Origin of the sequence: Gottfriedia luciferensis (assembly GCF_001712755.1) — a bacterium.
Classification (GTDB): domain Bacteria; phylum Bacillota; class Bacilli; order Bacillales; family Bacillaceae_G; genus Gottfriedia; species Gottfriedia luciferensis_B.
The window spans coordinates 103576-129644 of record NZ_MDKC01000036.1 but is presented as its reverse complement, the minus strand read 5'-3'; the positions used below and the strand labels follow the sequence as shown (position 1 = coordinate 129644).

Here is a 26069-nt window from a genome sequence, read left to right as displayed (position 1 = left end):
TCACCTCTTTTGATAAGATATCAAAAAAGTTATCAAAATACAATTATCAATTGACAAGTAAAAAGAGCAAGTGTTATGATTTAGTTATCAATTGATAACTAAAAGAGGTGGCCTATGAAGACCCTAATAATTTACACACACCCTAATCACCAAAGTTTATGTTATTCTTTTTTACAAAACGTCATCAAAGGATGTAATGAAAACACAAACATAAAGGAGTTGCAGGTGCTGGATTTATATGAAGAGGGCTTTAATCCTCTCCTGGTATTTAATGAGAATAAAAGAAGACGTGATATGCATCGTGATCCTGACCTAGAAAAGTACAGGAAACAAATATTATGGGCTGATCAACTAGTCCTTGTCTATCCAATTTGGTGGGGGCGACCCCCAGCAATGCTGCTGGGTTACATTGATCAGATGTTTGCATCAAACTTTGCTTATAAAGATAAGAAGGGACTTTTGCCCATGGGGCTGTTAAAAGGAAAGTCAGTAGTATGTATCTCTACCATGAAGGGGCCTGCGAAATATCCTCTTCTTTGGTTAAATAATGCTCATAAAATATTAATGAAAAGAGCTTTATTTCAATTTGTAGGGATTAACAAAGTGAAGTTTTTTGAATTCGGTAAAATGGAGAGCCCTAATGGAAAACAGAAGAAAAAACTAGAAAAGGTTTACCAGTATTTTAAAAAAATAGAGTCAAAACAGGTTCTTTTAAGTTAACGTAAGATGTGGGTTTGTAAGATATTTATGATCAAACTTTATTTTAAAGCTACAATCGTGAAGAAATACCTCTTTAGAAGTAATAATCTAAAGAGGTGTTTTTTTATGTGTATAAGATCAAGGACATTAGTTAGAAGAAATTTTTAAAAGTTTAGCTTTATTCTCAAAATGTTCCATATTCTTGAAGAATAAGAGGAAATAATAGAAAATAAAACAGAGTCCCAATTTATTGGACAACTCAGCAAATGTTAATTTAAGTCTTTGGGAGAAATCATCGTTAGGATATTTAATTGGATAATCATCCACTGAATGTAACGATAAATAGGAGGAAAAATTGTTGAAACCTATATCTATTTTAATAGCGGATGATGAACAGGAGATTGCTGATCTCATAGCCTTACATCTAGAAAAAGAAGGGTATCATGTTATTAAAGTTTCGGATGGACAGGAGGCTGTCCGTGTAGTCGAGACCGGGTCAATTGATTTGTTGATATTGGATATAATGATGCCAAAAATGGATGGATATGAAGTAACTCGGCTCATTCGCGAGCGGCATAATATGCCAATAATATTTTTGAGTGCTAAAACATCTGATTTCGATAAAGTACATGGATTAGTTATTGGAGCAGATGATTATATAACAAAACCATTTACCCCCATTGAATTGGTTGCACGTGTGAATGCTCAATTGCGACGCTTTATGAAGTTGAATCAACCGAAAGTAGATGATCATAAAGTTCTTTTGGAGTTTGGTGAAATAATGATTTCCCCTGATCAACGGACAGTTTTGCATTATGGTGAAAACATCGAGCTAACACCGAAAGAGTTTGATATTTTGTATTTACTAGCGAGTCATCCAAAGAAAGTTTTTAGTGTAGAAAATATTTTTCAGCAGGTTTGGGGTGATGCATACTTTGAAGGTGGTAATACAGTAATGGTACATATTCGCACCTTGCGGAAAAAACTCGGAGAAGATAAGCGGAAAAATAAGTTAATCAAAACGGTTTGGGGAGTGGGGTATTCATTTAATGGATAAAATTATACGCAGTTTTCGCTCCAAAATCATCGTATTATTTGCTTTAAGTATGACGCTGGCTAGTATGATAACTTACATAATTTTTAAAGGATTACAGCTTTATTATCACACGATGGTTCGTTATGGTGATCCCTTAGCCCAGCTTCGTCGATTCATACAGAGTATTGGAGACGTTAACTTCTTTTTATTTCTATTTATCCCACTTTCGATATTGTTTTTCTATTTACTAACTAAACCCTATTCTACTTATTTTAATGAAATATCAAACGGGATTCATTATCTTGCTAGTGGGAACTTTAAACATCGGGTTTCGATCCAGTCAAATGATGAGTTCGAAGATATTGCTAAAGCAATTAATCTAGCAAGTGAAAAATTAGAAGAAGCCGTACAAAGAGGCGATTTTTCAGAAAACAGTAAAGAACAATTAGTTGTAAATTTGGCACATGATTTGCGTACCCCGCTAACTTCTGTGTTAGGTTATTTAGATTTAATCCTTAAGGATGAGAAGTTAACTAAGGAACAAGTCAAACATTTTTTAACGATTGCCTTTACTAAATCTCAGCGTTTAGAAAAACTGATTGATGAATTATTCGAAATAACTAGAATGAACTATGGCATGTTACCTCTTGAAAAAAGGCAAATTAATTTAAGTGATCTACTTTTTCAACTAAAAGAAGAATTGTACCCTGTTTTTGAGAAAAATAATTTGATCGCTCGAATGAATCTTCTGCCTAATTTACCTATTTTGGGTGATGGTGAGATGTTAGCTCGTGTGTTTGAAAATCTATTAACCAATGCAAATCGATATGGATATGATGGTCAGTTTGTAGATATTAACGGGTTTGTTGATGGGCAAGAAGTGATTGTTCAGGTTGTTAATTATGGGGATTGTATTCCTCCGGAGGAACTTCCATATCTTTTTGATATGTTTTATACAGGTGACAAAGCACGAACTCATCAAGAAGATAGCACAGGTCTTGGTTTATTTATTGCAAAGAATATCGTGGAGCAACATAATGGAACAATTACAGCCGAAAGTAGTATAATCCGAACTGTATTTGAAGTTCGATTACCGCAGGAACGTATCCCAATTGACAAAGTTTAAACGTTTCATAAAGAATTTAAGAAAAATTTAAAGTTTACCCTACTTTTTATTTAAAAAGTTTTTCCTATTCTAGAAACAATCAGAATTAGGAGGAACGTGAAAATGAAGAAGTGGGGATTTTTAGTTGCTTTAGTAATTTGCCTGATTTTTACATTCGTTAATAAAGAAACGTCGCTTCAAGATAAAGTAGAGATTCAAACATATAAAAAAATTAACAATGACCAATTAGTTAATGGAGAGACTTCTGAAAGTTTTCAAAAGAAGAGCATTACTAAAGAATCGGTCTATAAAGGAAATTTACTCCTAATAAACAAAAAATATCCTGTACACCAGGAAAGTATAAAATCAGATGTTGTAAACTTATTTACTCACAAAGAATTGAAAAATGGATACGAATTACTAGATACGAAAATTGAATTGTCAGAGGATGTCGCCCGTAAATTTGCGAAGATGATCACTGCTGCTCAAAAAGAAGGGGTTCGCCATTTTACAATTAATAGTGGCTTTCGAGACTTTGATGAGCAAAATGCACTTTATCATGAAATGGGAGCAGACTATGCCTTGCCTGCGGGCCGTAGTGAACATAATTTGGGTTTATCACTTGATGTAGGCTCTACCAAAATGAAAATGAATGAGGCACCTGAAGGTAAGTGGTTAGAAAAAAATGCTTGGAAATATGGCTTTATCATACGCTATCCAAAGGATAAAACGGCAATTACAGGCATTCAGTATGAACCTTGGCATATTCGCTATGTTGGATTGCCACATAGTGTGATTATGAAGAATAAGAATTTTTCTTTAGAAGAGTATTTGGATTTCTTAAAAAAACAAAAGTCTATTTCTACTACTATAAATGGCCAAAATTTCGAGATATCTTATTACCCTGTTACTAGAAATACGACCATTCATGTGCCTACCAATCTTCGTTATGAAATATCAGGCAACAATATGGATGGTGTGATTGTGACGGTATTTAACAGCTCAAATCATACTAATCTTAAGGAAGGTAGCATAGCAGAATGAAAATAATAAAATTAATGAACAAAATTTTTGTTTCAGCACTATTTGTCTTTTATATGTATGCATTAATTAGAGTCATTCTATTTAAATTCCGCTGGAGAGATCTATCCTTTTTATGGTATCAACTTCAGACTAATCTCAGGAATCCTGTTAATCTCATAAACGAATTGAAAATGGGAAATCTTATCCCATTTAAAACAATATCCATTAATATTCAGAGTCTATCATCATGGCCTGATTTTAGTAATTTGGTTGGGAATATCGTAGCATTCATCCCATTTGGAATGTTTCTTGTATTTTTATCTAAAAATAGAGGGATATCATTCATAGGCGTATTCATTAGTTCTTTGAGTTTTAGTTTATGCATAGAAAGCTTTCAGGTTATTTTTTCGATAGGGATATTTGATGTAGATGATTTAATACTAAATACCTCTGGAGGATTGCTTGGCTATTGTGCGATCAAGCTTTGTGATAAGGTTTATAATAAACTTATCGTAAATACAACAAGCCGTGTCCAAGATAGAGAAATTGTTGATAAACAGGAATTTTAAAATCCTCGATTTAAACAGAAAACGATACTAGAAACGGCAGCTGTATAGTAGCCGTTTTTTTGTTATAAGAACTAATTGCTTTTTTCCTTCAATGTTAGAATATATTGAAGTTGAGGAGTAGACACTAACCTGGGAAATGGATGGAGAAATCAAAATCATAGAAAAACGATTTCTTTTTTGTTATATGTAGAGAGTAAATAATAAAAAAGAAAAAAGTGGAAAAGGGGGATAAGATGACACAGGGAAATGTAAAAAGTGATGCAGGATGGAATTTTGATAATAGTTATTCAAAATTACCGGAATTCTTCTTTGCTACTCAAGACTTAAATCCAGTAAGTTCACCGAAATTAGTTGTTTTAAATAAACCAGTGGCATTATCACTTGGTCTAGATGTTCAATCTCTTCAAAGCGAAGAAAGTGTAAATGTTTTTGCCGGGAATCAAGTGCCAGAAGGTGGATTGCCACTTGCCCAAGCATATGCAGGACATCAGTTTGCACACTTTAATATGCTAGGGGATGGAAGAGCATTATTACTCGGTGAACAAATCACTCCAAAAAACGAGCGATTTGATGTACAACTGAAAGGTTCAGGTAGAACACCTTATTCAAGGGGTGGTGATGGTCGTGCAGCACTTGGCCCGATGCTTCGCGAATACATTATTAGTGAGGCGATGCATGCACTAAAGATACCAACTACACGAAGTCTTGCTGTTGTAACGACAGGTGAACAAATCCAGCGTGAAACTCGATTACCTGGGGCAGTTATGACTCGAATTGCTGCTAGTCATATACGTGTTGGTACGTTTCAGTATGTTTCAAGATGGGGTAGCGTGAATGAACTTCAAGAACTAGCTGATTATACAATCCAAAGGCATTATCCGGAAATTGAACTAAATGATCCAAATCGATATCTTTCATTACTTCAAGGGGTCATTAAGCGCCAAGCTTCCTTAATTATCAAATGGCAATTAGTTGGTTTTATACATGGTGTAATGAACACTGACAATATGACTATTAGCGGTGAAACAATTGACTATGGTCCATGTGCATTCATGGATGCGTACGATCCAGCAACTGTATTTAGCTCTATTGATCTCCGAGGTCGTTATGCATATGGAAATCAACCCAAAATGGCTGGCTGGAATCTTGCTCGATTTGCTGAAACCTTATTACCTTTATTGCATGATGATCAGGAAAAAGCCTTAGAAATAGCACAAGATGCAATATCTGAGTACCCTATAATTTATGTAGATAATTGGATCGCAGGCATGAGGAGAAAATTAGGAATATTTAATGAAGAAGAACAGGATAAGTCATTAATTGATGAGTTACTTGAAATAATGGAAAAGTATAAAGCAGACTATACGAATACGTTTAGAGCATTATCATATGGCAATCAAGATGAACTGCCTTTGTTTACATCAACTGAATTTAAACAGTGGGAGAAGCAGTGGCAGGAGAGATTAAGTAGACAACCAGAATCAAAAGAAGCATCACTTCAATTAATGCGAGACAACAATCCGATTGTAATTCCAAGAAATCATCGCGTAGAAGAAGCTTTAGAAGCAGCGGTAGAGAACGGAGATTATAGCGTGATGGAGAAATTGCTTAAAGCACTTTCTAATCCTTTTATTGAAACGAATGAACAGATAAATTATTGTACACTACCTCCTGATCCCGATCGTCCATATCAGACTTTCTGTGGCACATGATTATATTTTTTATAGTACGGATACTACCTTTTTCAAGGGTAGTATTTTATTTTTAAGTAAAACGAGGAACATATTTTTAATGAATCCGAGCATACACTTTGAATAAATCTCAAAAATTTACTATATTAGAAAAAGTAAATTAAACGTTTTCTGAATTAAAATAAAGAGGGGAACTAAAAACTATTTTCAGACGGATTGCAAGAGCTTGTCTTTCGAGGCGCGAAGTTACCCTATTCGGTAATGAGCACCGCTCAACAGGCGAAGTAACGAAGAAAGTGAGCGTTTGGCGGGCAGTCTGAAGAGGGGAAGTTTCCCTCTTTTTATATTTAGGCCAGTAGAAAGAAGTGGGGAAGTTGAAGAAGCAACAAATTTATATCATTTTATTTTGTATTATGGTGGTATGGGGATTTAATGTAATTGCGACAAAAGTTCTAGTAGAGAACTTTATGCCAGTTACGATGACAGCTATCCGTGTTTTCACTGCTGGAGTAAGTGTTTTTATTATTTTATTTTTAATAAAAAAAGTTCGTTTGCTTACTAGGAGAGAGTTTGGGTATGTATTTTTTGCGATGCTATTGAATGTAGTTGCACATCATTATTTTTTATCAATCGGTCTTTCCCAAACTTCAGCATCAAACGGGGGCCTAATTCTCGGTATGGGGCCGCTTTTAACAGCTTTATTGTCGGTTTTCTTTTTAGGAAGTGTAATGAATTTTGTTAGAATTTTAGGCGTTTTATTTGGTTTTGCAGGTGTTGCTTTTATTGTTTTCCAGAGCGGTGGAGGTTTTCATGGCGTTTCGCATGGAGATTTTTATGTGTTTTTAGCAATCTTAGCTCAGGCATCTAGCTTTGTTTTAATTAAAAAAGTTTCGAAAACATTAGACCCGAGATTAATGACTGGATATATGCTAGTTATGGGTTCGATTATTTTATTTGGAATTAGTCAAATACTTGAGCCAGGTGGAATGGCAAGTATGGTGCATCATTCAGTAGGAATTTGGGCAGTATTTTTTGCATCAGCAGTTATTGCAACAGCTATGGGGCATATGCTATATAATTTTGCTCTTGGAAAGGTTGGCACAACAGAGGCGGCAATCTTTTTAAATTTAAATCCATTCTTTTCACTTATTGGTGCGGTATTATTTTTAGGTGAAAAAATTGTTTTAACTCAAGTAGTCGGATTTATTTTAATTTTAATAGGTGTATTATTTGGTTCAGGAGTATATGAAGATGTATCTCGCAAATTTAAAAGGGATAATCAAATCCAAATCTAATTACAAAATAGTATAAGTATCATAAGACAATTTACCGATAAGGTGATTGTCTTTTTTTATTTTAAGAAATGATTCTAATTCATCATTTTATGAAAAAAAACTGCTTATTTAGGGCATATTATAAAGTATTCAAGCTATTAGGAAGGACTCATCAAGATGACAATCGACCCAAGAACTCATTCATTAAATGCAGAAACAATTGAGAATGAATTAGAAATACCAAGTTGGTTTATAAAATTAAACAAGTTTAAATCTAATTTAAATAATTTGGACATAGAGTCTCAGTTTTATGAACAATTTTTAACCTTATTAATTAATGAAGAAACAGCGTTAGAGCTGCATTATAAAAATATAAAGTATATTGAAAAGCTAGAGAATGAAATTCAAATAATGGAAGACCGTTATCGAAAAGTAATGCACTCAAAGCTAGGCAGATTAATTCAGTTTTATTGGAAAGCTAAAAGATGGCTTTTTAGAAAGTTAAGAGGTTGGTGAGTCAGTTTTGAACAAATTTGAAATTCAGCAAAGATTAGAAGAAATTGAAAAAATTAAGATCGAAATTTACCAACGAATGAATAAGGAAATCCCGGAAGACTTAATATTTTCTAATTATCATTTTAAAAAATTAATAAACGGTATTAGCGTAATCATCCCGACATACAAGGGTGAAAAAGTAATAAAAAAATGTATTGAATCACTAAAAAATCAAACTTTGTCACCAAAATATTTTGAAGTGTTCTTTATTATCAATGGAGAAAAAGATCAAACTGAAGAGATATTGATGAATTTCATTAAGGAACATAATATTAATCATTTCAATATTCTTCATTCAGAAGAAGCTAGTGTTTCTGCTGCAAGAAATATGGGAATTCAACAAGCATCAAAAAAATACATTACATTCTTGGATGACGATGATTATCTTTCACCTAACTTTCTTGAAAAACTATTTGATCATGCTGATGAAGAATCTGTTGTCATTTCACAAGTTGTGGACGTAGATCTAGAAGGTAATAGTAATTCTAACAATCCTGTTAACTCCCAAATTAAAAAAGCATTAGATACTAAAATTTATACTTATACTGATTTAAATAGTGTTTTAACAATGAATGCATGTAAATTAATACCAACAAAGAAAGTAAAAACCCAACGATACGAACTTGGTTTAAAAAGTGGAGAAGATGTAGTGTTTTTTACTAAATTATTTGCTTTGCATCATTTTCACTTGAAGATTGTTCCATTAGAAGAGCAGGCAATTTATTATCGAGTTTTAAGAGATAATTCAGTTTCTAGACGTAAAAATTCATTTGAGTTTAATGTAAAAGAACGTTTGGAAGTCATGAAACATCTTGATGTTTTACTAGGGGAAACGAATAGTCCTACAATTCAACAATTTATTAAAGGAAAAATACACGCTCAATATGGATTTATAGACAGGTATATTAACAATAGCAATGAATTGAGAGAAAAAGTAATTGAAGAAGTAAATAAACACAGTTTCGTCTATTTTCCTTATTTTAAGCTATACAATGGAGAGACGCGTTCTTTAATTATTTCTTATTGTTTCCCACCATATGTTGATACAAGCGGAACTGTAATGGCTAAGCGCATTATTGAGAATAATGAAGTGGTGGACGTAATTTATAATAACATGTCGAAGGTAAGAGATACCGATTATCGACAAAATGCAATGGTTGATGGTTTTATTAATAATCGAATGGAAATATCATCTGCCAGTAGTTTTAAACAATGGAAATCAATGAAAGACTTTATTAAAAAATCTCTTAAGGAAATTAAATTGAAAGAAAGAAAAAATGGTACATACCATAAAATTTATAGCCGAGCACTATGGCCTGCTTCACACTTTTTAGCATTTGAATATAAAATGAAAAATCCAAAGGCAAAATGGGTTGCAGAATTCTCAGATCCGATCCTATTAGATATTCATGGAAATGAACGGAAGTCCGCAATTATTGATTTAGGGTTTTATAAAAAAGTAAATGCACTTTTAAAGAAAAAAAACTTGCCACTAGCATTAAATAACAATATGTTTTTTTGGTGTGAATACATTGCTTATGCATTTGCAGATGAAATTGTTTTTACAAATGAAAATCAGTTGAAATACATGTCAGAGATGTTCCCGATAAAAGAATTGAAAGAAGTCATTTTAAAGAAAGCTAGAATTTGTAATCAACCGACATTACCGAAACAATATTATCACGTTAAAGCAAGTAAATATCGAATTGATGAGAACAAAGTAAACCTAGGGTACTTTGGAACGTTTTATCAAACGAGGAAATTAAATGAAATAATTGAAGGGCTTAAATTAACGAAACCAGAATTAAGAGATAAAATTAAACTTCATGTTTTCACTTCAGATCCCAAGTCACTTGCAAATGAACTTTCGGGAGAAGTAATTGAAAAACATGTAAAAGTAAACCCATATGTTAACTTTTTAGAGTTTTTAAATTTTACAACAAAATTCGATTGTCTAATTGTGAATGATGCGTTTACGAAGGATTATAAAAATATTAATCCATACTTACCTTCTAAGTTGAGCGATTACAAAGGTAGTGGGAATAATATATGGGGAATTTTTGAAGAAGGTAGTATTCTTAGTAAATTTGAAACAAAATACAAATCAGAGATCGGCGATATTGAAGGTGCTACTAAAGTGTTTGAATCATTAGTTACGGAGAAATTAATTCAAAAATTCAACCAGCTTGATGAAGCATTACCGAATGAGAAATTAATGTAAAAACAAAATAAGCAAAGTTAGTGTTAATAATTTTGTAAAGGGTAGATTCTTCATGATGAAAAAGAGTTTTAATTTGTTAGGACCAATTCTAATCGGATTGGTCTGTAGCTATTTACTGGTTATTTGGTCTCATAATTATTTGTGGAAGAACAATGTAAATCTTTATCAGAATTGGATCATTACGGATTTTTTTAAGTGGAACTTTATGATTGTGGCAGTTGTAGTTTCAATACTAGTAATTGGACTTTCTGTTCTAGGCTTTAATGTTTGGTGGATTTTAATTACGATTGTAGGTTCAATTGGAATTTTCTCATATGCACTATCGGAAAAAATAAAATATACTGGTGAGCCTTTTCATCCAAGTGACTTATTTTTCCTGCGTGACCCAATTGTTTTTTTACAATTTTCAAAGCTTCCATTTCTTCTCAAATGGGGAGGTTTAATTGGAATCATAACATTTCTTTTTTTAGGGACTTTCTTTGCCTATAAAAAATGGAGAAATGCTTCTGCAAGGAAAAATAGTCTGCGTTTTTTACTAATCGTATTACTTGGGGTCTTTTTTACATTTAGTTCAAAAGAAGGCTATGCTTATTTTGTAAAAAACTCAAATGTAAAATATATACCTTGGAATTACGAGACTAGTGTCGAAAGATATGGTATGTATCCAGCATTTTTAGTAACTTATGTAAATAGCAAACGTGAAGAACCTAAAGTATCTAATAAAGTAAAGAATGAGGTTATTAAAGAAATCAAATCTTTCAAACCACTTTCTATACCTAAACAATTACCAGATATTTTAGTGATTCAAAGTGAGGCATACAGTATTCTAGATGACATGAAATTAAAATGGGAGACTGATCCAAATGCACCTCTTCGCTCTATAAATGAAGGGATTCATGGAACGTTAATTAGTAATACATTTGGAGGACGGACGGCTAACGAGGAGTTTGAAGTATTAACTAGTCTAAAATTAAAACGTAAATTTGAAGATCGGACACCATACCAAGAAGGAAAAATGGGGAATAGACTTTCACCTAGTTTCATTCAAGATGTTAGACACTTTGGTATGGATACGATAGCCCTTCATCCATTTAAAACATCATTTTTCAAACGAAAAGAAGTATATCCTAACATAGGATTTAATCAGTTCTTGTCAGAAACAGATTTAACTTCTTGTGAAAAATTCGGTTCCTATCTATCAGACGATTGTAGCTCGAAAAAAGCATTGTCATTAATTAATAAAAAAGGGAGTCAATTTGTATTTTTTGTGACAATGCAAAATCATTTTGATTGGCATAAAGGCCGTTTTCCTGTAGAAAACATGAGAGTTAGTGGAGTACCTATGGATGAGGATTTAAAAGGAAAAGTGGAAAGTTATGCAAGTGGTATTTATAAAAGCGGCAATTCTCTTGTTTCAGTATGGCAGGAAATAAAAAAACGTAAGAATCCTACAATCGTCCTTTTTTATGGTGATCATCGTCCAACATTTGGTGATAAAAAGGCAACATACGAGCAGTGGGGAGCACCAGTGGAGAAGAGTGAAGGAGAAGATTGGTATAATGAAACACCGATGTGGATTTGGAGTAATGACAAAAATACAATGGACAAGATTAGAAACTATTCAAAGCCATTTTTAGAAAAAGGAAATCTTAAATTAGAATCATACGAAATTGCACCTCTTCTAATGAAAGTTCTAACAAACGGTCAGATTGAACATTCATGGTATGAATGGGTACTTCAAAATCATTCAAATGATATATGGGATTGGGTAATCTATGATCGAGTATATGGTGATGGTATTACCTTTAATAGAAAGTAAAAATGGGGCCAAAAGGTCCCTTTTTTATTGGGTAAAAAACTGACTTGTTTTTAACTATTTTTAAAGTATTTACATAAATTGGTCATTCTTGAAAAAAATACAAAAAGAGATAATTATACTAGGAGGTTTGTGATGAGGAAACTAGTTTTCTTAAAAGGTCCTTTAATATTACTAATCGTATTTTTTAGTTTCTTTTGTAATGTTCAACCTAAAAATGTAAATGCGTTTACAAGCCAAGTCCTGCAAATGGGTGCTACAGGAGAAGATGTTATTGAATTACAATCTCGGTTAAAATATAACGGTTATTACACTAGCAAGGTCGATGGGGTGTTTGGCTACAACACATATTGGGCGGTTCGGAATTTCCAAAATAATTTCGGGATGCCTGTCGATGGGGTTGTTGGAGCTAAGACAAAAGCGATGCTCGTAAAAGCTACAAAATATGAAAAAGGTGAAAATGCAGGTGCTGGATCGAATGTTCCGAATGGTTATTCGCAAAATGATATTCAGCTAATGGCTAATGCAGTTTATGGTGAATCGCGTGGAGAACCGTATATCGGACAAGTAGCAGTTGCTGCAGTAATTCTGAATCGCGTTAGCAATCCATCGTTTCCAAATACAGTGTCAGGAGTTATTTTTGAGCCGGGTGCATTTACGGCTGTGTCTGATGGACAAATTTATTTAACACCAAATGAGACGGCCAAAAAAGCTGTTTTAGACGCTGTAAATGGTTGGGATCCGAGTGAAAGTGCACTTTATTATTTTAATCCAGACACAGCGACAAGTGCTTGGATTTGGAGCAGACCACAAATAAAACAAATTGGTAGACATATATTTTGCCGATAAGAAAGGAGTGTTTTAAGTGATTAAGGAAGCTGCTATAGGCGTGTTAGCAATTGGACTTATCGGAACATCATATTGGGGTTATACAGAGCATAAGGCTAAAAACGAAATCAATATCCAAGCAGAAAACAACTATCAACGAGCATTTCATGAACTAACTTATGAATTAGATTTATTACATGATAAAATTGGCGATACTTTAGCAATGAAATCAAAGTCATCCCTCTCTCCAGCACTTGTAGAAGTTTGGGGATTAACTTCTCAAGCTAGATCTAACGTAGGCCAACTTCCTTTGAGGCTATTACCAGTTAATAAAACGGAAGAATTTCTAACAAATATTGGTGATTTTAGTTATCGAACTGCCGTAAGAGATTTAGATAAAGAACCATTGACCCAAAATGAATACGCAACACTGCAAAAGTTATATGATAACTCTGCTGAAATTCAAGGAGAGATTAGAAAAGTTCAGCATATGGTATTTGAGAATAAATTACGTTGGATGGATGTAGAGCTAGCTTATGCAAAAGATCAAAATCCGAAAAATAACGTAATTATTGACGGATTTAAGACAGTGGAAAGGAATGTAATGACCTATTCCGATGCAAATGCAGATCCTTCACTGACAAATTATAAAGTAAATCGTGCTAACCTTTCGAATGTAAAAGGCGAAAAAATAACGACAGAGCAAGCGAAGGACATTGCGAAAAAGTTTCTTGAATTAAATAGTACAGCACAAATAAAAGTTGATCTTACAGGTGAAAAATTAGCAGATCGGTACTATAGCTTAGAAATTAAGGAACCAAAAACAAATAGTGAAATTTATATGGATATTACCGAAAAAGGAGGGTATCCAGTTTGGGTGATTGATAGTCGAAATATTAAGGCGCAAAAAATCGATTTAAATCAGGCTTCTATTAATGGGCTTAAATTTTTAGAACGTAATAAATTCTCTAATATGGAACTAACAGAAAGCTCACAATATGATACGATTGGTGTGTTTACATATGTAACAAAACAGGACGGCGTAAGAATCTATCCTGAATCTGTTACGATGAAAATTGCACTTGATGACGGAAGTACTGTAGGATTTTCATCAAAAAATTACTTAGCAGCATATACAAAACGAACGATTCCAAAGCCGAAAATATCGGTTGAGGAAGCGAGAAATAGTATTAGTTCAAACTTAAAAATAATGGAAGAACGCCAAGCGATCATTTTAAATAAATTGAATCAAGAAGTACTTTGCTATGAATTTGTAGGAACACGTGGTAATGACACATATCAAATATTCGTGAATGCGGATACTGGTGTAGAAGAACAGATTAAAAAATTGAATGTCTTAGTCGAAAACTACGACTGAAGCTCATACTTTTTTAATGATGAGGACTTAAGTATGTAACTTAAGTCCTCTATAGAATTTCAAAGATTTTCCTAATAGTAATGAAGATAAAAAAAGGAAATGGTTTGAGTTAGAACCATTTCCTTTTTCTTGTTACTAGATTTAAAGATGATCGGTTTTCCAAACTAGTATTTCAGTTCAAAATACATGCATTATATAGTACAAATACGAGACTTTTTTCAGATCTTTTAATTGTAAAACCCTGTCAGTTAAGTTTGATTAGTTATCATACTTTAGGCTTGTACAAAGCTTTATTTTAAGCGACTTTAGGAGTAGTAATTTATAGCGTTCAATTAAAAAAAAATATTTTTTAGATTTGTCCTATTGTCCAAAATGGTGAATATATATTTCTTGAGATTAAAATTCTAGAGGGAGAGAGGTTAGGGGTAGATTCTGCTTGTTAGTAGAAGTTTAATTGTATTGTAAGCGTTTCCTTTAGAGAGAAAGGGGGATTAAATGAACATATTATTATGTTGTGCTGCCGGTATGTCTACAAGTTTATTAGTTACAAAAATGGAAGCTGCTGCAAAATCTGAAGGAATCGATGCAAGGATTTGGGCAGTGAGTGCTAATGATGTTAAAAATCATCTTGATCAAGCAGATGTATTACTTGTAGGGCCCCAAGTAAGGTACCTACTCCCACAATTAAAAAAAGAAGGTTTACAAAAAGGAATACCAGTTGATGCCATCAATCCGGTTCATTACGGGATGTGTAAAGGAGCAGAGGTCCTGAAATTTGCAATCGATTTAATAGGTTCATAATTTCATATAGGGGTGATTTATGATGGCCAACTTTACTCAAACGTTAGAAGAGAAAGTAATGCCTATTGCTGGAAAAATTGCAGGTCAAAGACACTTGCAAGCATTACGTGATGGAATTATTTTAACACTGCCTCTTATTATTGTCGGTTCTATTTTCTTAATCTTAGGCTTCTTACCGTTTGACGGATATCCGGATTTTATGGCAAAAACATTTGGTGCCGCTTGGCAAACAAAGCTTCTTTATCCGGTAAGTGCTTCATTTGATATAATGGCGCTCATTGCAGGATTTGGTATCGCATATCGACTCGCTGAACATTACAAAGTAGATGCGTTGAATGCTGGTGCGATCTCGATTGCTTCATTTATTTTATCAACACCATACTTCACAATGTTTACACCAGATGGAGCAACTGCTGCTATTAAAGTAGGCGGAGTACTCCCTATGGCATTTTTAGGTAGTAAGGGTCTGTTTGTTGCTATTATAATCGCGTTGTTCTCAACTGAAATTTATAGATGGGTAATTCAAAGGAATTTTGTTATTAAGATGCCGGATGGTGTACCACCTAGTGTAAGTAAATCATTCGTTGCATTATTCCCTGCATTTCTAGTTATTCTCTTAGTATGGATTATTCGTTTATTAATTGAACATACACACTATGAAACTTTACACAATGTCGTTGGGGATCTATTACAAGATCCACTTAGTAGACTTGGTGGTTCATTAGCTGGCGCGTTAATTGCTGTATTATTAATTCAGTTATTATGGTCCGTTGGTTTACACGGTGCGGCAATTGTTGGTGGTGTAATGGGTCCAGTATGGTTAGCAGCAACTGATGCAAACCGTTTAGCTCTTCAAGCTCATCATGCAATGCCAAATGTTGTTACACAACAATTCTTTGATATCTTCATCTACATGGGTGGTTCTGGTGCAACAATTTGTTTTGCACTTATGATGCTATTATTTGCAAAGAGTCAGCATGCAAAACAACTAGGAAGGCTATCGATTGGACCTGGTATTTTCAATATTAATGAACCAATTACATTCGGTGCCCCTGTCGTAATGAATCCATTGCTATTAGTTCCATTTATTCTAACGCCATTAGTACTTGTTGTAACCACATATATAGGAATGAAAACGGGATTTGCTCCAAAAACACATGGTATTGCAATTCCTTGGACGACTCCACCAATTATCGGCGGTTGGCTAGCAACTGGAGGTAACTGGAGAGGCTCTGCAATGCAATTGATTAATCTTGTTATAGCATTCTTAATTTACTTCCCATTCTTTAGAATGTGGGATAAACAAAATTTACAAACTGAACAAGGCTCACCAAAATAAGAAAAGCAAAAAAGGGGATTGCCCAGACTACCTGCTAAGCGCTCGCTTTCAATTTGTCTGGGCACCTTTAGATTTTTGATTCTGTGTAAACACACTGGAAGCTTGCCTATAGGCAGGCTCTTGGTATTGTATTCTTACATTCTAGTAAAGGGTGTGATTCTAGTGACAAAAGAAGAATTGTACAACCTTTCCTTTCAGTTAATCTTGCATAGTGGAAATGCTAGAAGTCTTTCAATGGAGGGAATGTATGCAGCAAAAGAAAAGAATTTTGAGCTAGCTTTTGAGAAGCTTGCAGAGGCAGATCGCGAGTTTAGTCAAGCACATCGCTTTCAAACTCAATTGATTCAAGCAGAGGCTGGTGGAGAAGATTTTGATACGCCAATTCTATTAATTCATGCACAAGATCATTTAATGACAGCAATGACACTTAAAGATTTAGCAAGGGAGATTATTGAACTGCGGCAAGAGGTAAGCAACCAATAAAAGGAGGCTACATAGGATGGGAAAATCAATCAAAATTGCGACAATTGGTGGAGGATCTAGTTATACTCCAGAGTTAGTGGAAGGTTTTATTAAGCGGTACAATGAGCTTCCATTACGAGAGCTATGGCTTGTAGATGTTGAAGAAGGCAAAGAGAAATTAGAGATTGTTGGTCAATTAGCAAAACGAATGTTTCAAAAGGCAGGTCTTCCAGTAGAAGTTCATTTGACACTTGATCGAAAAGAGGCACTTAAAGATGCTGATTTTGTTACAACGCAATTTCGCGTTGGTTTGTTAGATGCGAGGGCAAAGGATGAAAGAATACCTTTAAAATATGGTGTACTTGGTCAAGAAACAAATTGACCAGGAGGATTATTTAAAGGTTTGCGAACAATTCCAGTCATTTTAGATATTGTAAAAGATATGAGGGATCTATGTCCAAATGCGTGGTTAGTAAATTTTACGAATCCCGCTGGTATGGTTACTGAAGCGGTACTTCGTTACACCGACCATCGAAAAGTAGTTGGTTTATGTAATGTCCCAATTGGAATGGAAATGGGAATTGCCAAATTATTAAATGTTGAGCATTCTCGTGTTCGGATTGATTTTGCTGGATTAAATCATATGGTTTATGGATTAGATGTGTTTGTTGACGGTGAAAGTGTAAAAGAACAAGTCATTGAATTATTAACGAATCCAGAAAACTCTAGTTTTGTTAAGAATATTCAAGGATATGGATGGGAACCTGAGTTTCTTCGTGCTTTAAATGCACTACCTTGTCCTTATCATAACTATTATTATAAAACTCGTGAAATGGTTGAAAAAGATATAAAAAATGCCGAAACTGTAGGGACTCGTGCTGAAGTTGTTAAAAAATTAGAGGATGATCTTTTTGAACTTTATAAAGATCCAAACCTCTCAATCAAACCACCTCAGCTCGAAAAACGCGGAGGAGCCTATTATAGTGATGCGGCGGTTCGCTTAATTTCTTCTATATATAATGATAAAGGTGATATTCAACCAGTTAATACGATGAATAATGGTTCGATTGCTAGTATTCCTAATGACTCAGCAGTAGAGGTTAGCTGTGTCATTACAAAGGATGGCCCAAAACCAATCGTAATGGGGGATTTACCGGTATCTGTAAGAGGGCTCGTTCAACAAATCAAATCATTTGAAAGAGTAGCTTGTGAAGCAGCGGTAACAGGTGATTATGATTTGGCAATTCTAGCATTAACGATTAACCCGTTAGTGGCATCGGATAAAGTTGCTAAGGAAATTGTTGATGAAATGCTAGAAGCACATAAAAAATACTTACCTCAATTTTTTAAAGAGGTGAAAGTTAAATGATTAAATTAATTGTGAATGCAGACGATTTTGGTTATTCAAGGGGAATTAATTATGGAATAATTGATGCACATAAAAATGGGGTTGTTAACTCAGCTACGATGATGATGAATATGTCCGGCGTAAGTCACGCAGTAGAGCTAGCAAAAGAAAATCCAAGCCTTCAAGTAGGAATCCATCTTGTTCTAACATGTGGAAAGCCCCTTTTAAATGATGTTCCAACACTTGTTAATGAACATGGTAATTTTAAAAGTAGACATGAATTCTTTGAAGATAAAAATATATCACTGGATGAATTAGAAAGAGAATGGACTGCACAAATAGAAAAATTCTTAGAATCGGGCCTAAAACCAACCCACTTTGATAGCCACCACCATGTTCATACCGTACCTGAGTTTTTACCAGTCGTACAGAAGTTAGCTCAAAAATATAATTTAAGTGCTAGACGTATTTCTGAAAATGCTTTACAAGGAGTCGCTCCTTTTACGGATGTATTTCTTCATGATTTCTATGGGGAAGGCGTGACAGATGATTATTTTGAAAAGATATTAACACGGGTTCAGAACGGTCAATCTGTTGAAGTCATGTGCCATCCTGGATATCTTGATCACGAGATACTAAACAATTCTTCTTACGCCAAAGATCGAGTAAAAGAGACACTAATTTTATCTACTGTAAAACTACCAAGAGTGATTGATTTATTATAGAGTAATTTAATTAACTAGCATAGAGTCTGAATTAAGATAAATTTATTCAATGCGTTGACTCTTGCAAATCAAATATTTACGTTTTTAATTGACCTGATTGTAAATTCACTTGTTCAAAAATTAAACAAAATCATTATTAAATTTAAGATCAGGAGTATTTTGGGGTTCTCATCGGAATTTTTATTGGTTAATAAGATTAGTTTTTTATATTTGAGTAGTTGATTGGAACGAAAGGGTGCTCGACTCCTGTGGGATATGCGGGAAGGCTGAGACCCCGCAGGAACGAACGTGACGAGGAGGCTCAGGTCTCGCCCCGCGGAAAGCGAGCACCCTGTAGTGGAAATCAACATGATTCTACTTATTTAACTGACAACATCTTTTTTCTATAGCGTGTAGCATAGAGTCTGTATTAGGCTCTATGCTTTTTTTAGTATATATATATAATTAGAGTTTTATAATCATGGGAAAAAATGTAAGATGAAATAGGAGTAGTTTTACACTATAATGAATATTAACAATATTAAAATAATATTTAAGGAAAATACCTATGAAAATTGGAAAAATTATTAATTACCATCGAAAAAAACAACAGATGACACAAGAACAACTATGTGATGGAATTTGTTCAATTTCTCATTTAAGTAAGATAGAGAACAACTCAAAAGAGGTTAATATCGAAACTTTAAACTTATTGTGTATGAAGCTAGGTATATCAATTGAAGATGAAAAAAATAAAGTTAGTCACATTAAAATAAAACTACAGGAGTTCTATGATGCAATTGAACGACTGCATCATAAAAAAGCAAATACACTCTATCTAGATCTAACGGAATATAAGGAGTTCGTCCAATATACAGAATTGCTTTATGTATATGAATTATACATGCTAAGGTATACTTTGTTTTTAAATCAGGTCGATTTGGCAGAGAAATTAATTGAAAAAATGGGTCAAAATACGAAGATGTTTTCTGAGTTTGAACTATTTGTTTGGAATGTATTAAATGCAATTTTTAATCATAAAAGGAACAATTTTATTAAATCTTTAGACTTACTGGAAGAGGTAAAAGATTTAAGAAAACAGTATCGTGACGACATTACTGAATATTATTATTTAAAATCCTTAATGCATTGTAGATTAGGACAATCTGCATTAGCAATCTATTTCGGTAATAATGCTCTTGAAGTTTTCAAAAAAAGAAATAATATTATTAGAATGTTAGATGTGAAAACTATTTTATCAATCCATTTAACTGAAACAGGTGAATATGAAAGAGCAGAAAATTTATTAAAAGAAATACTAGATGATGCAGAATTAATTCAAAACACAACAATTGAAGAAATGGCTTGGCATAATTTAGGTTTTTTATATGGGACACAAAATTTTTCAGAAAAAGCGTTGGAGTGTTATTATAAATCCCTTGCGTTAATAGAGAAATATACTGAGAGTTATTACCTTACAATAGGTAATATTGCTACTCATTTGCTAAAGCTACAAAAAAATGAACAAGTTGTGAATATGTTAGAACAAGAACTAGGGTCATTCGAAGATACAACAAGAATAGAATATGTGAAATTACGAGTATTATATTTTGAAGCAAAAAATGAAGAGAAGGCACTAATCCTGTATTTAGTGGCAGACGGCTTACCAATTATGGAGAAACATGGTAATCGAATGAAGGTTTATGAATACAGTGAACGAATTGCTGAATATTACCAAAGACAAGGCGACACACTTTTAGCTAATAAGTATTTACAAATCAGTTTACATCAAATGAAGAAGACACATAATACAGGAGTTCTCAGATGAAAAAGAAGATTAAACTTATCGCTCTTTCCTTAGTTATTACTGTTCTGGTGAGTGTAGGAATAAATACGATTCAAAGTCATCATTCGCCAAACAATGAAATTTACGCATCAAATAAGCAGGAAGATGATCCAAAACCTCCAGGAAGTTGATGGCGAAATACAAAAAACACAAGGCTAATTCAGTTTTCCTTGTGTTTTTTGTATATATTTGAATTAAAACGAGTTCACAAAGTGTTTGTAACTGATCTCTATCAAAAAAAAAAAGGGGATATCTCAAAAACATTGAGATATCCTTATTTATTTACAAACTTACTGGCTTACTAGTATCTTGCTGTCTACGCTGTTTTCTAGACTTTCTAAAATAAAGTAACTCATAAATAACAGGGATGACAATTAGTGTTAATAATGTTGAAACAGTTAGTCCGCCTATTACTACAACTGCAAGGCTTTGAGATACAAGGCTACCAGTTTCGGCTTTTTTGAATAATAATGGTAGCATTGCGCAAATTGTAGCTACAGCCGTCATAAGAATTGGTCGAATACGAGTTACTGCAGCATCGATAATTGCTTCACGAAGAATCATTTGTTTTTCCTTTTGTTTTACTCGATCTAGTAATACGATTGCGTTTGTCACGACAATTCCGATAAGCATCAGTGCTCCTAATAGTGCTGTTGGTTCAACGGATATACGACTTATAATTAATCCAAGCACAGCTCCAATCGCCGCTAAAGGTAGAGAACATAGTATAGCAATTGGTGCACGGAATGTTTTAAATGTAATAATCATGATTAGGAAAACTAATCCGATTGAGACAAGCATGATCATATATAGATCTGAGAAATCTTGTGATTGTTGAGCAAGAGCCCCACCAATGTATACATTTACACCATCAGCAATTTTCATGCCTTTTGATTTTTTATCTCCAAAAATAACTTTATTTAAATCTGCATTAATTTTTGAAAGCTTATCTGGCTTTACTTCGGCAGAAATACTTAAATACGGATCGCCATCTTTATGATATAGATTAGAAGACTTTTCTTCTACTTTTAGTGTAGCTACTGATGATACTGGAATCATTCCAGTTTTCGTCATAATCGGTACTGATTTTATATCCTCAGGAGTTTTAGGTTCTAATATTGGTTCAAGATAAACATCAGTCGGTTGTTGATCAATTGTAACTGTACCAAGTGGAGTTCGATTCAACATAACAAATAATTGTTGTGATAGTTGCTCTGCATTACCTTTGGAAGGGTCAACCTCTAAAGAATAAACAGTTTTTTTATCTTCCTCATTTGTAGTTACCTTTTTAACTCCATCAATATTTTTAATCTTATTTTTAATTTCGCCTGCGGTATTCTCTAAATCATTTAAATTATTTCCGACCACATCGATCGTAATTTGGGTTTTAGAACCTCCAAATAAACTAGATGCCATCGTAGTTAATTCTGCATCTGCATAGTTAGACTTTTGCGTGTTGATTTTTTTTACGACTTGGTCAGTAAGTTTTTTATCGTCTAATGTAATTAAATAGATTGCTTGAGTAGAAGAGCGGACATCTCCATATTTTGCAGCATCAGCTGTACTACCTAATTGAGTGTAAACTCCTTTTATCCCTTTTTGTTCAAGAATATACTTTTCTAGTTTAAGAGTGTTTTCTTTTACTTTTTCGACTGGTGTATCACTCGGATACGTTAAAGTTGTTTGAACAAAATCTGATGAAGAATTATCTGTTGCCCCTTTTGGCATAGCGAAATAAGTACCAATTGAGCCGACAAATAATAATAATGAAACGACAACAATTACCCATTTATGATTCAATGACCAAGTAAGAACTTTTTTATATCGTAATGAAGGATTATGTGCTTTTAATTTAGCATTTTTAAGGAAGAATGCACTTAATAATGGAACGACCGTCAATGCAACAAATAATGAAGCTAATAAAGAGTAAGTAATGGTTAAAGCAAAAGGAAGCATAAAATCTTTAAGCCCCGTGCTAATAATTCCTATTGGTAGAAATACAGCAACAGTCGTTAAAGTTGAGGCTGTGATTGCACTTCCGACTTCTTTCGTAGCATCAATAATCATTTGAACAGAAAATTTCTCTGATTGAGTTTTTCTAAAAATATTCTCAATAACGACAATACTATCATCAACTAATCGTCCAACTGCTACAGCTACTCCACCGAGTGTTAAAACATTCAGTGTAATACCAGACTCTGCAAGTAAAAATAATGTTAAACATAGCGATAGCGGAATTGAAACAATGGTAATTAGTGTTGAACGTACATTTCTTAAGAATAGCATGATGACAATCGTAGCAAATAATGCACCAAGTAAAACTTCCTTAATCATTGCATGTACAGAAGTTTTAACCATATCCGATGTTGCGACCATGACATCTGAATTCATATTTTTATATTTCTTATTTAAGTGTTTAGTAGCTTCTCTTACATCCTTTGTAATACTAACAGCATTAGAATTACTATCCTTTGTGACGATTAATAATAACCCGTCTTTTCCGTTGATTCTTGTTAGATTGTGTGCTGGCTTTTTCACTTCAACAGTTGCAATATCAGCTAATTTAACATGATCAGCGACCATAAGACTCTTTACTTTGTCTATATTATCTAAATTCCCAACAACTTTTATATTACTAGTTTTATCATTTATAATACCTTCGCCAACTGAAACTGCAGAATTTTGGCCTCGAATAATACCCATGACTGTTTCTAGTGATACTTTATTCTGCGTGAGCTTCGCATTATCGATTTTTACAGAAACAAAAGATTTTTCTGTACCATATGTTTGAACGTCAGCTACGCCTTTTATGTCTTTGAAATATGGAATAACTTTTTTGTTTGCAAAATCAATATTATTTGGACTTAATCCATCCTCGAAAGTGATTGCAACATCTGCGATAGGGATCATGGAAGTGTTTAATTGTACAATTGTAGGTTTACTAACATTTTGAGGTAGAGTGATTTTATTTAAAGATTCTTGGACTTCTTGTTTAGCATCCTTCATATTTGTTCCTGATTCATAATATACATCAATTTTTGAAAAACCATTGCTTGTGCTCGAATAAATATGACTTTTACCTTTCACACCAGAGACGGCATTTTCGATCGGAGTAGTTACTTGATCCTCCATTGTTTTCGAATCAGTACCTTGGCCCATAACAATGACAGAAACAATTGGTTGGTCTGCAGCAGGTAGGAATTCCATCGGAAGCTTTTTGTAACTTAGTACTCCAATTAATAAAATGAGAACTGATAAAAAGGTAATGGCGGCTTTATTATTAAAGGCCCATTTTGTAAACCACGACATTCAAGTTATCCCCCTTTATGGTAAAAATATCCAGTAACACACAAGTTGAATCGTAACACAGTAATCTTGAAAATAAAACACATTTTATTTAGAATTTACAAAATATTTAAAAGCACAATTCGACATTTAAACAGGTAAATGAATTAGTACATACTTTATTAAAGTATGAGACTATTGGTCTTTTATACTTGTTTAATGAATTCAGTTTTCCGATATTTTTGTTGGTTAGTTGGAAAATTCTGAAATGATAGCACACTTAAAACACATGTGGTAAGGTATTAACATCTAACGACTAGATTAATCAATAGAATTCGAGGTGCTGTATTTTGATTAAACGTTTTTTTAGTTATTATCGCCCGCACAAAAAGCTATTTTATATAGACTTTTTTTGTGCAATATTAGTTGGATTAATGGAGCTGGGATTTCCTCTAGCAGTGTCTTGGTTTATTGATAAACTGCTGCCTGAAGGGAATTGGAGTAAAATTATCTCAATTAGTATTGGACTTTTAGTACTTTACTTAGTAAGTTCTGGTATGCAATTTGTAGTAAATTATTGGGGCCATAAACTTGGTATTAATATTGAAACTGATATGCGTCGTGAGTTATTTAATCATGTTCAACGTCAATCTTTTCGTTTCTTTGATAATACGAAGACTGGTCATATAATGAGCCGTATTACAAATGATTTAATGGATATTGGTGAATTAGCGCACCATGGTCCAGAGGATTTATTTATTGCAATTATGACCTTCATCGGTGCATTTTGGATTATGCTAGCAATTAATGTGAAGCTTGCATTAGTAGCAATCATAATCGTTCCATTTTTAGTATGGTTGATTTCCTACTCAAACATGAAAATGAATAAATCATGGAGTAAAATGTATGGAAATATTGCGAATGTAAATTCACAAGTTGAAGATAGTGTTTCAGGCGTGAGGGTAGTTCAATCTTTTACGAATGAACAATATGAAATGAAACGATTTAATAAAAATAACCAATACTTCCGTAAAACGAAACTAAAAGCTTATAAAGTTATGAGTATGAATTTACTAGGAATCTATGTATCTACTCGATTAATGACACTTGTTATTCTAGTTTTTGGAGCTTGGTTAAGTTTTACGAAAATTTTATCGTATGGAGAATTAGTAGCGTTTATTTTATATTTAAACATTTTATTTAAACCGATTGATAAGATTAGTGCTTTACTTGAATTATATCCAAAGGGTATGGCAGGCTTTAAACGTTTTACTGAATTGATTGATAACGAGCCAGACATTGTAAATACTCCTGATGCAATTGAAGTAATTAATCTAAGAGGGGATATTAAGTTCAAAAATGTTTCTTTTGGTTACGAAAACAAACGTAGAATCTTAAATGATCTTTCCTTCTCTATTGAGGCCGGTAAAACAATTGCTTTTGTAGGACCTTCAGGAGCAGGGAAAACAACAATCTGCTCATTAATTCCAAGATTTTATGATGTTTTAGACGGTGCGATCACAATTGATGGAATTGATATTCGAAACATAACGAAAGAATCGTTGCGATCAAATATTGGAATCGTACAACAGGATGTCTTTTTATTTACAGGTACATTAAAAGAAAATATAGCTTACGGTAAGTTAAATGCAACCGATGAAGAAATAGAAGAAGCAGCTAGAAAAGCCCACTTAACTGATTTTATTGCTTCATTGCCTGATGGTTATGAAACTCAAATTGGTGAAAGAGGATTAAAGCTTTCTGGAGGACAAAAACAACGATTAGCAATTGCTAGAATGTTTTTGAAAAATCCACCAATCCTAATATTAGATGAGGCTACCTCAGCATTAGATACAGAGACAGAAGCAATTATTCAAGAGGCATTGAATGATTTATCAAAAGATCGAACAACATTAGTCATTGCCCATCGATTAGGTACAATTAAAAAAGCAGATCGTATTTTAGTCATTACTGAAGAAGGAATTGCTGAAGATGGTACGCATACAGAACTACTATCACAGGAAGATGGGATATTTGCTAGACTTCATGCTCATCAAATTTAACCTAAAAAACATTTTTTAAGAAGGTG

20 protein-coding genes and 1 pseudogene are annotated in these 26069 nt (G+C 33.5%); 20 read left to right on the top strand and 1 reads right to left on the bottom strand.

The features are described 5' to 3' along the window. Positions 1-114: 114 nt before the first annotated feature. From BED47_RS21280 to BED47_RS23835, 19 genes and pseudogenes are all read left to right on the top strand, one after another. The gene (locus BED47_RS21280) at positions 115-720 is read left to right on the top strand and encodes an NAD(P)H-dependent oxidoreductase (RefSeq protein WP_069035327.1); all 606 of its coding nucleotides are present in this window, start codon (positions 115-117) and stop codon (positions 718-720) included. Between the two features lie 337 nt (positions 721-1057). Next, positions 1058-1756, top strand: coding sequence for a vancomycin resistance response regulator transcription factor, VanR-F/VanR-M family (gene vanR / locus BED47_RS21275; RefSeq protein ID WP_069035326.1), 699 nt, complete (start codon positions 1058-1060; stop codon positions 1754-1756). Then, the gene (locus BED47_RS21270; RefSeq protein WP_069035325.1) at positions 1749-2861 is read left to right on the top strand and encodes a HAMP domain-containing sensor histidine kinase; all 1113 of its coding nucleotides are present in this window, start codon (positions 1749-1751) and stop codon (positions 2859-2861) included. The genes vanR and BED47_RS21270 overlap by 8 nt, the downstream gene beginning before the upstream one ends. Positions 2862-2963: 102 nt before the next feature. Further along, positions 2964-3884, top strand: coding sequence for a VanY-A/VanY-F/VanY-M family D-Ala-D-Ala carboxypeptidase (vanY, locus tag BED47_RS21265; RefSeq protein WP_069035324.1), 921 nt, complete (start codon positions 2964-2966; stop codon positions 3882-3884). Then, the gene (locus BED47_RS21260) at positions 3881-4432 is read left to right on the top strand and encodes a VanZ family protein (RefSeq protein ID WP_069035323.1); all 552 of its coding nucleotides are present in this window, start codon (positions 3881-3883) and stop codon (positions 4430-4432) included. The genes vanY and BED47_RS21260 overlap by 4 nt, the downstream gene beginning before the upstream one ends. Before the next feature lie 233 nt (positions 4433-4665). After that, complete coding sequence (locus BED47_RS21255) at positions 4666-6144, top strand: protein adenylyltransferase SelO (RefSeq protein WP_069035322.1); 1479 nt, start codon at positions 4666-4668, stop codon at positions 6142-6144. Positions 6145-6497: 353 nt separating this feature from the next. Further along, positions 6498-7418: a DMT family transporter gene (locus tag BED47_RS21250; protein WP_069035321.1), complete on the top strand. Its 921-nt coding sequence runs from the start codon at positions 6498-6500 to the stop codon at positions 7416-7418. Positions 7419-7574: 156 nt separating this feature from the next. Next, a complete protein-coding gene (locus BED47_RS21245; protein ID WP_069035320.1) occupies positions 7575-7913 on the top strand; it encodes a hypothetical protein in 339 nt (112 codons plus the stop codon). Between the two features lie 7 nt (positions 7914-7920). Next, entirely contained in the window at positions 7921-10173 is a 2253-nt protein-coding gene (locus tag BED47_RS21240; RefSeq protein ID WP_069035319.1) for a glycosyltransferase, read from the top strand. 52 nt (positions 10174-10225) lie between these two features. Beyond that, entirely contained in the window at positions 10226-11992 is a 1767-nt protein-coding gene (locus tag BED47_RS21235) for an LTA synthase family protein (RefSeq protein WP_084007029.1), read from the top strand. Between the two features lie 129 nt (positions 11993-12121). After that, positions 12122-12838 (top strand): spore cortex-lytic enzyme, encoded by a 717-nt coding sequence (gene sleB / locus BED47_RS21230; protein ID WP_084007028.1) that lies wholly within the window; start codon positions 12122-12124, stop codon positions 12836-12838. Between the two features lie 16 nt (positions 12839-12854). After that, positions 12855-14195 (top strand): germination protein YpeB, encoded by a 1341-nt coding sequence (gene ypeB / locus BED47_RS21225; protein WP_069035317.1) that lies wholly within the window; start codon positions 12855-12857, stop codon positions 14193-14195. A gap of 495 nt (positions 14196-14690) precedes the next feature. Then, on the top strand, positions 14691-14996 hold the full coding sequence (locus BED47_RS21220) for a PTS sugar transporter subunit IIB (protein ID WP_069035316.1): 306 nt from the start codon (positions 14691-14693) through the stop codon (positions 14994-14996). A 22-nt stretch (positions 14997-15018) separates the two neighbouring features. Beyond that, a complete protein-coding gene (gene celB / locus BED47_RS21215; protein WP_069035315.1) occupies positions 15019-16335 on the top strand; it encodes a PTS cellobiose transporter subunit IIC in 1317 nt (438 codons plus the stop codon). Positions 16336-16461: 126 nt separating this feature from the next. Further along, positions 16462-16818 carry a PTS lactose/cellobiose transporter subunit IIA gene (locus tag BED47_RS21210; RefSeq protein WP_439097800.1) on the top strand — a complete coding sequence of 119 codons (357 nt, stop codon included), beginning with the start codon at positions 16462-16464 and terminating at the stop codon, positions 16816-16818. 16 nt (positions 16819-16834) lie between these two features. After that, positions 16835-18166 (top strand): annotated as a pseudogene (locus tag BED47_RS21205) (6-phospho-beta-glucosidase). Beyond that, positions 18163-18870 carry a chitin disaccharide deacetylase gene (chbG, locus tag BED47_RS21200; RefSeq protein WP_069035313.1) on the top strand — a complete coding sequence of 236 codons (708 nt, stop codon included), beginning with the start codon at positions 18163-18165 and terminating at the stop codon, positions 18868-18870. Before BED47_RS21205 ends, chbG begins: the two are co-directional and overlap by 4 nt. A 547-nt stretch (positions 18871-19417) precedes the next feature. Further along, positions 19418-20677 carry a helix-turn-helix domain-containing protein gene (locus BED47_RS21195; protein WP_069035312.1) on the top strand — a complete coding sequence of 420 codons (1260 nt, stop codon included), beginning with the start codon at positions 19418-19420 and terminating at the stop codon, positions 20675-20677. Then, complete coding sequence (locus BED47_RS23835) at positions 20674-20826, top strand: hypothetical protein (RefSeq protein ID WP_175403534.1); 153 nt, start codon at positions 20674-20676, stop codon at positions 20824-20826. The genes BED47_RS21195 and BED47_RS23835 overlap by 4 nt, the downstream gene beginning before the upstream one ends. A 151-nt stretch (positions 20827-20977) precedes the next feature. Here the strand turns inward: BED47_RS23835 and BED47_RS21190 are convergent, their stop codons facing one another. Beyond that, positions 20978-24004 carry an efflux RND transporter permease subunit gene (locus BED47_RS21190; RefSeq protein WP_069035311.1) on the bottom strand — a complete coding sequence of 1009 codons (3027 nt, stop codon included), beginning with the start codon at positions 24002-24004 and terminating at the stop codon, positions 20978-20980. A 326-nt stretch (positions 24005-24330) separates the two neighbouring features. On the opposite strand from BED47_RS21190, the gene BED47_RS21185 reads away from it, so the two are divergent. Continuing rightward, positions 24331-26043, top strand: coding sequence for an ABC transporter ATP-binding protein (locus BED47_RS21185; RefSeq protein WP_069035310.1), 1713 nt, complete (start codon positions 24331-24333; stop codon positions 26041-26043). Positions 26044-26069 lie beyond the last annotated feature (26 nt).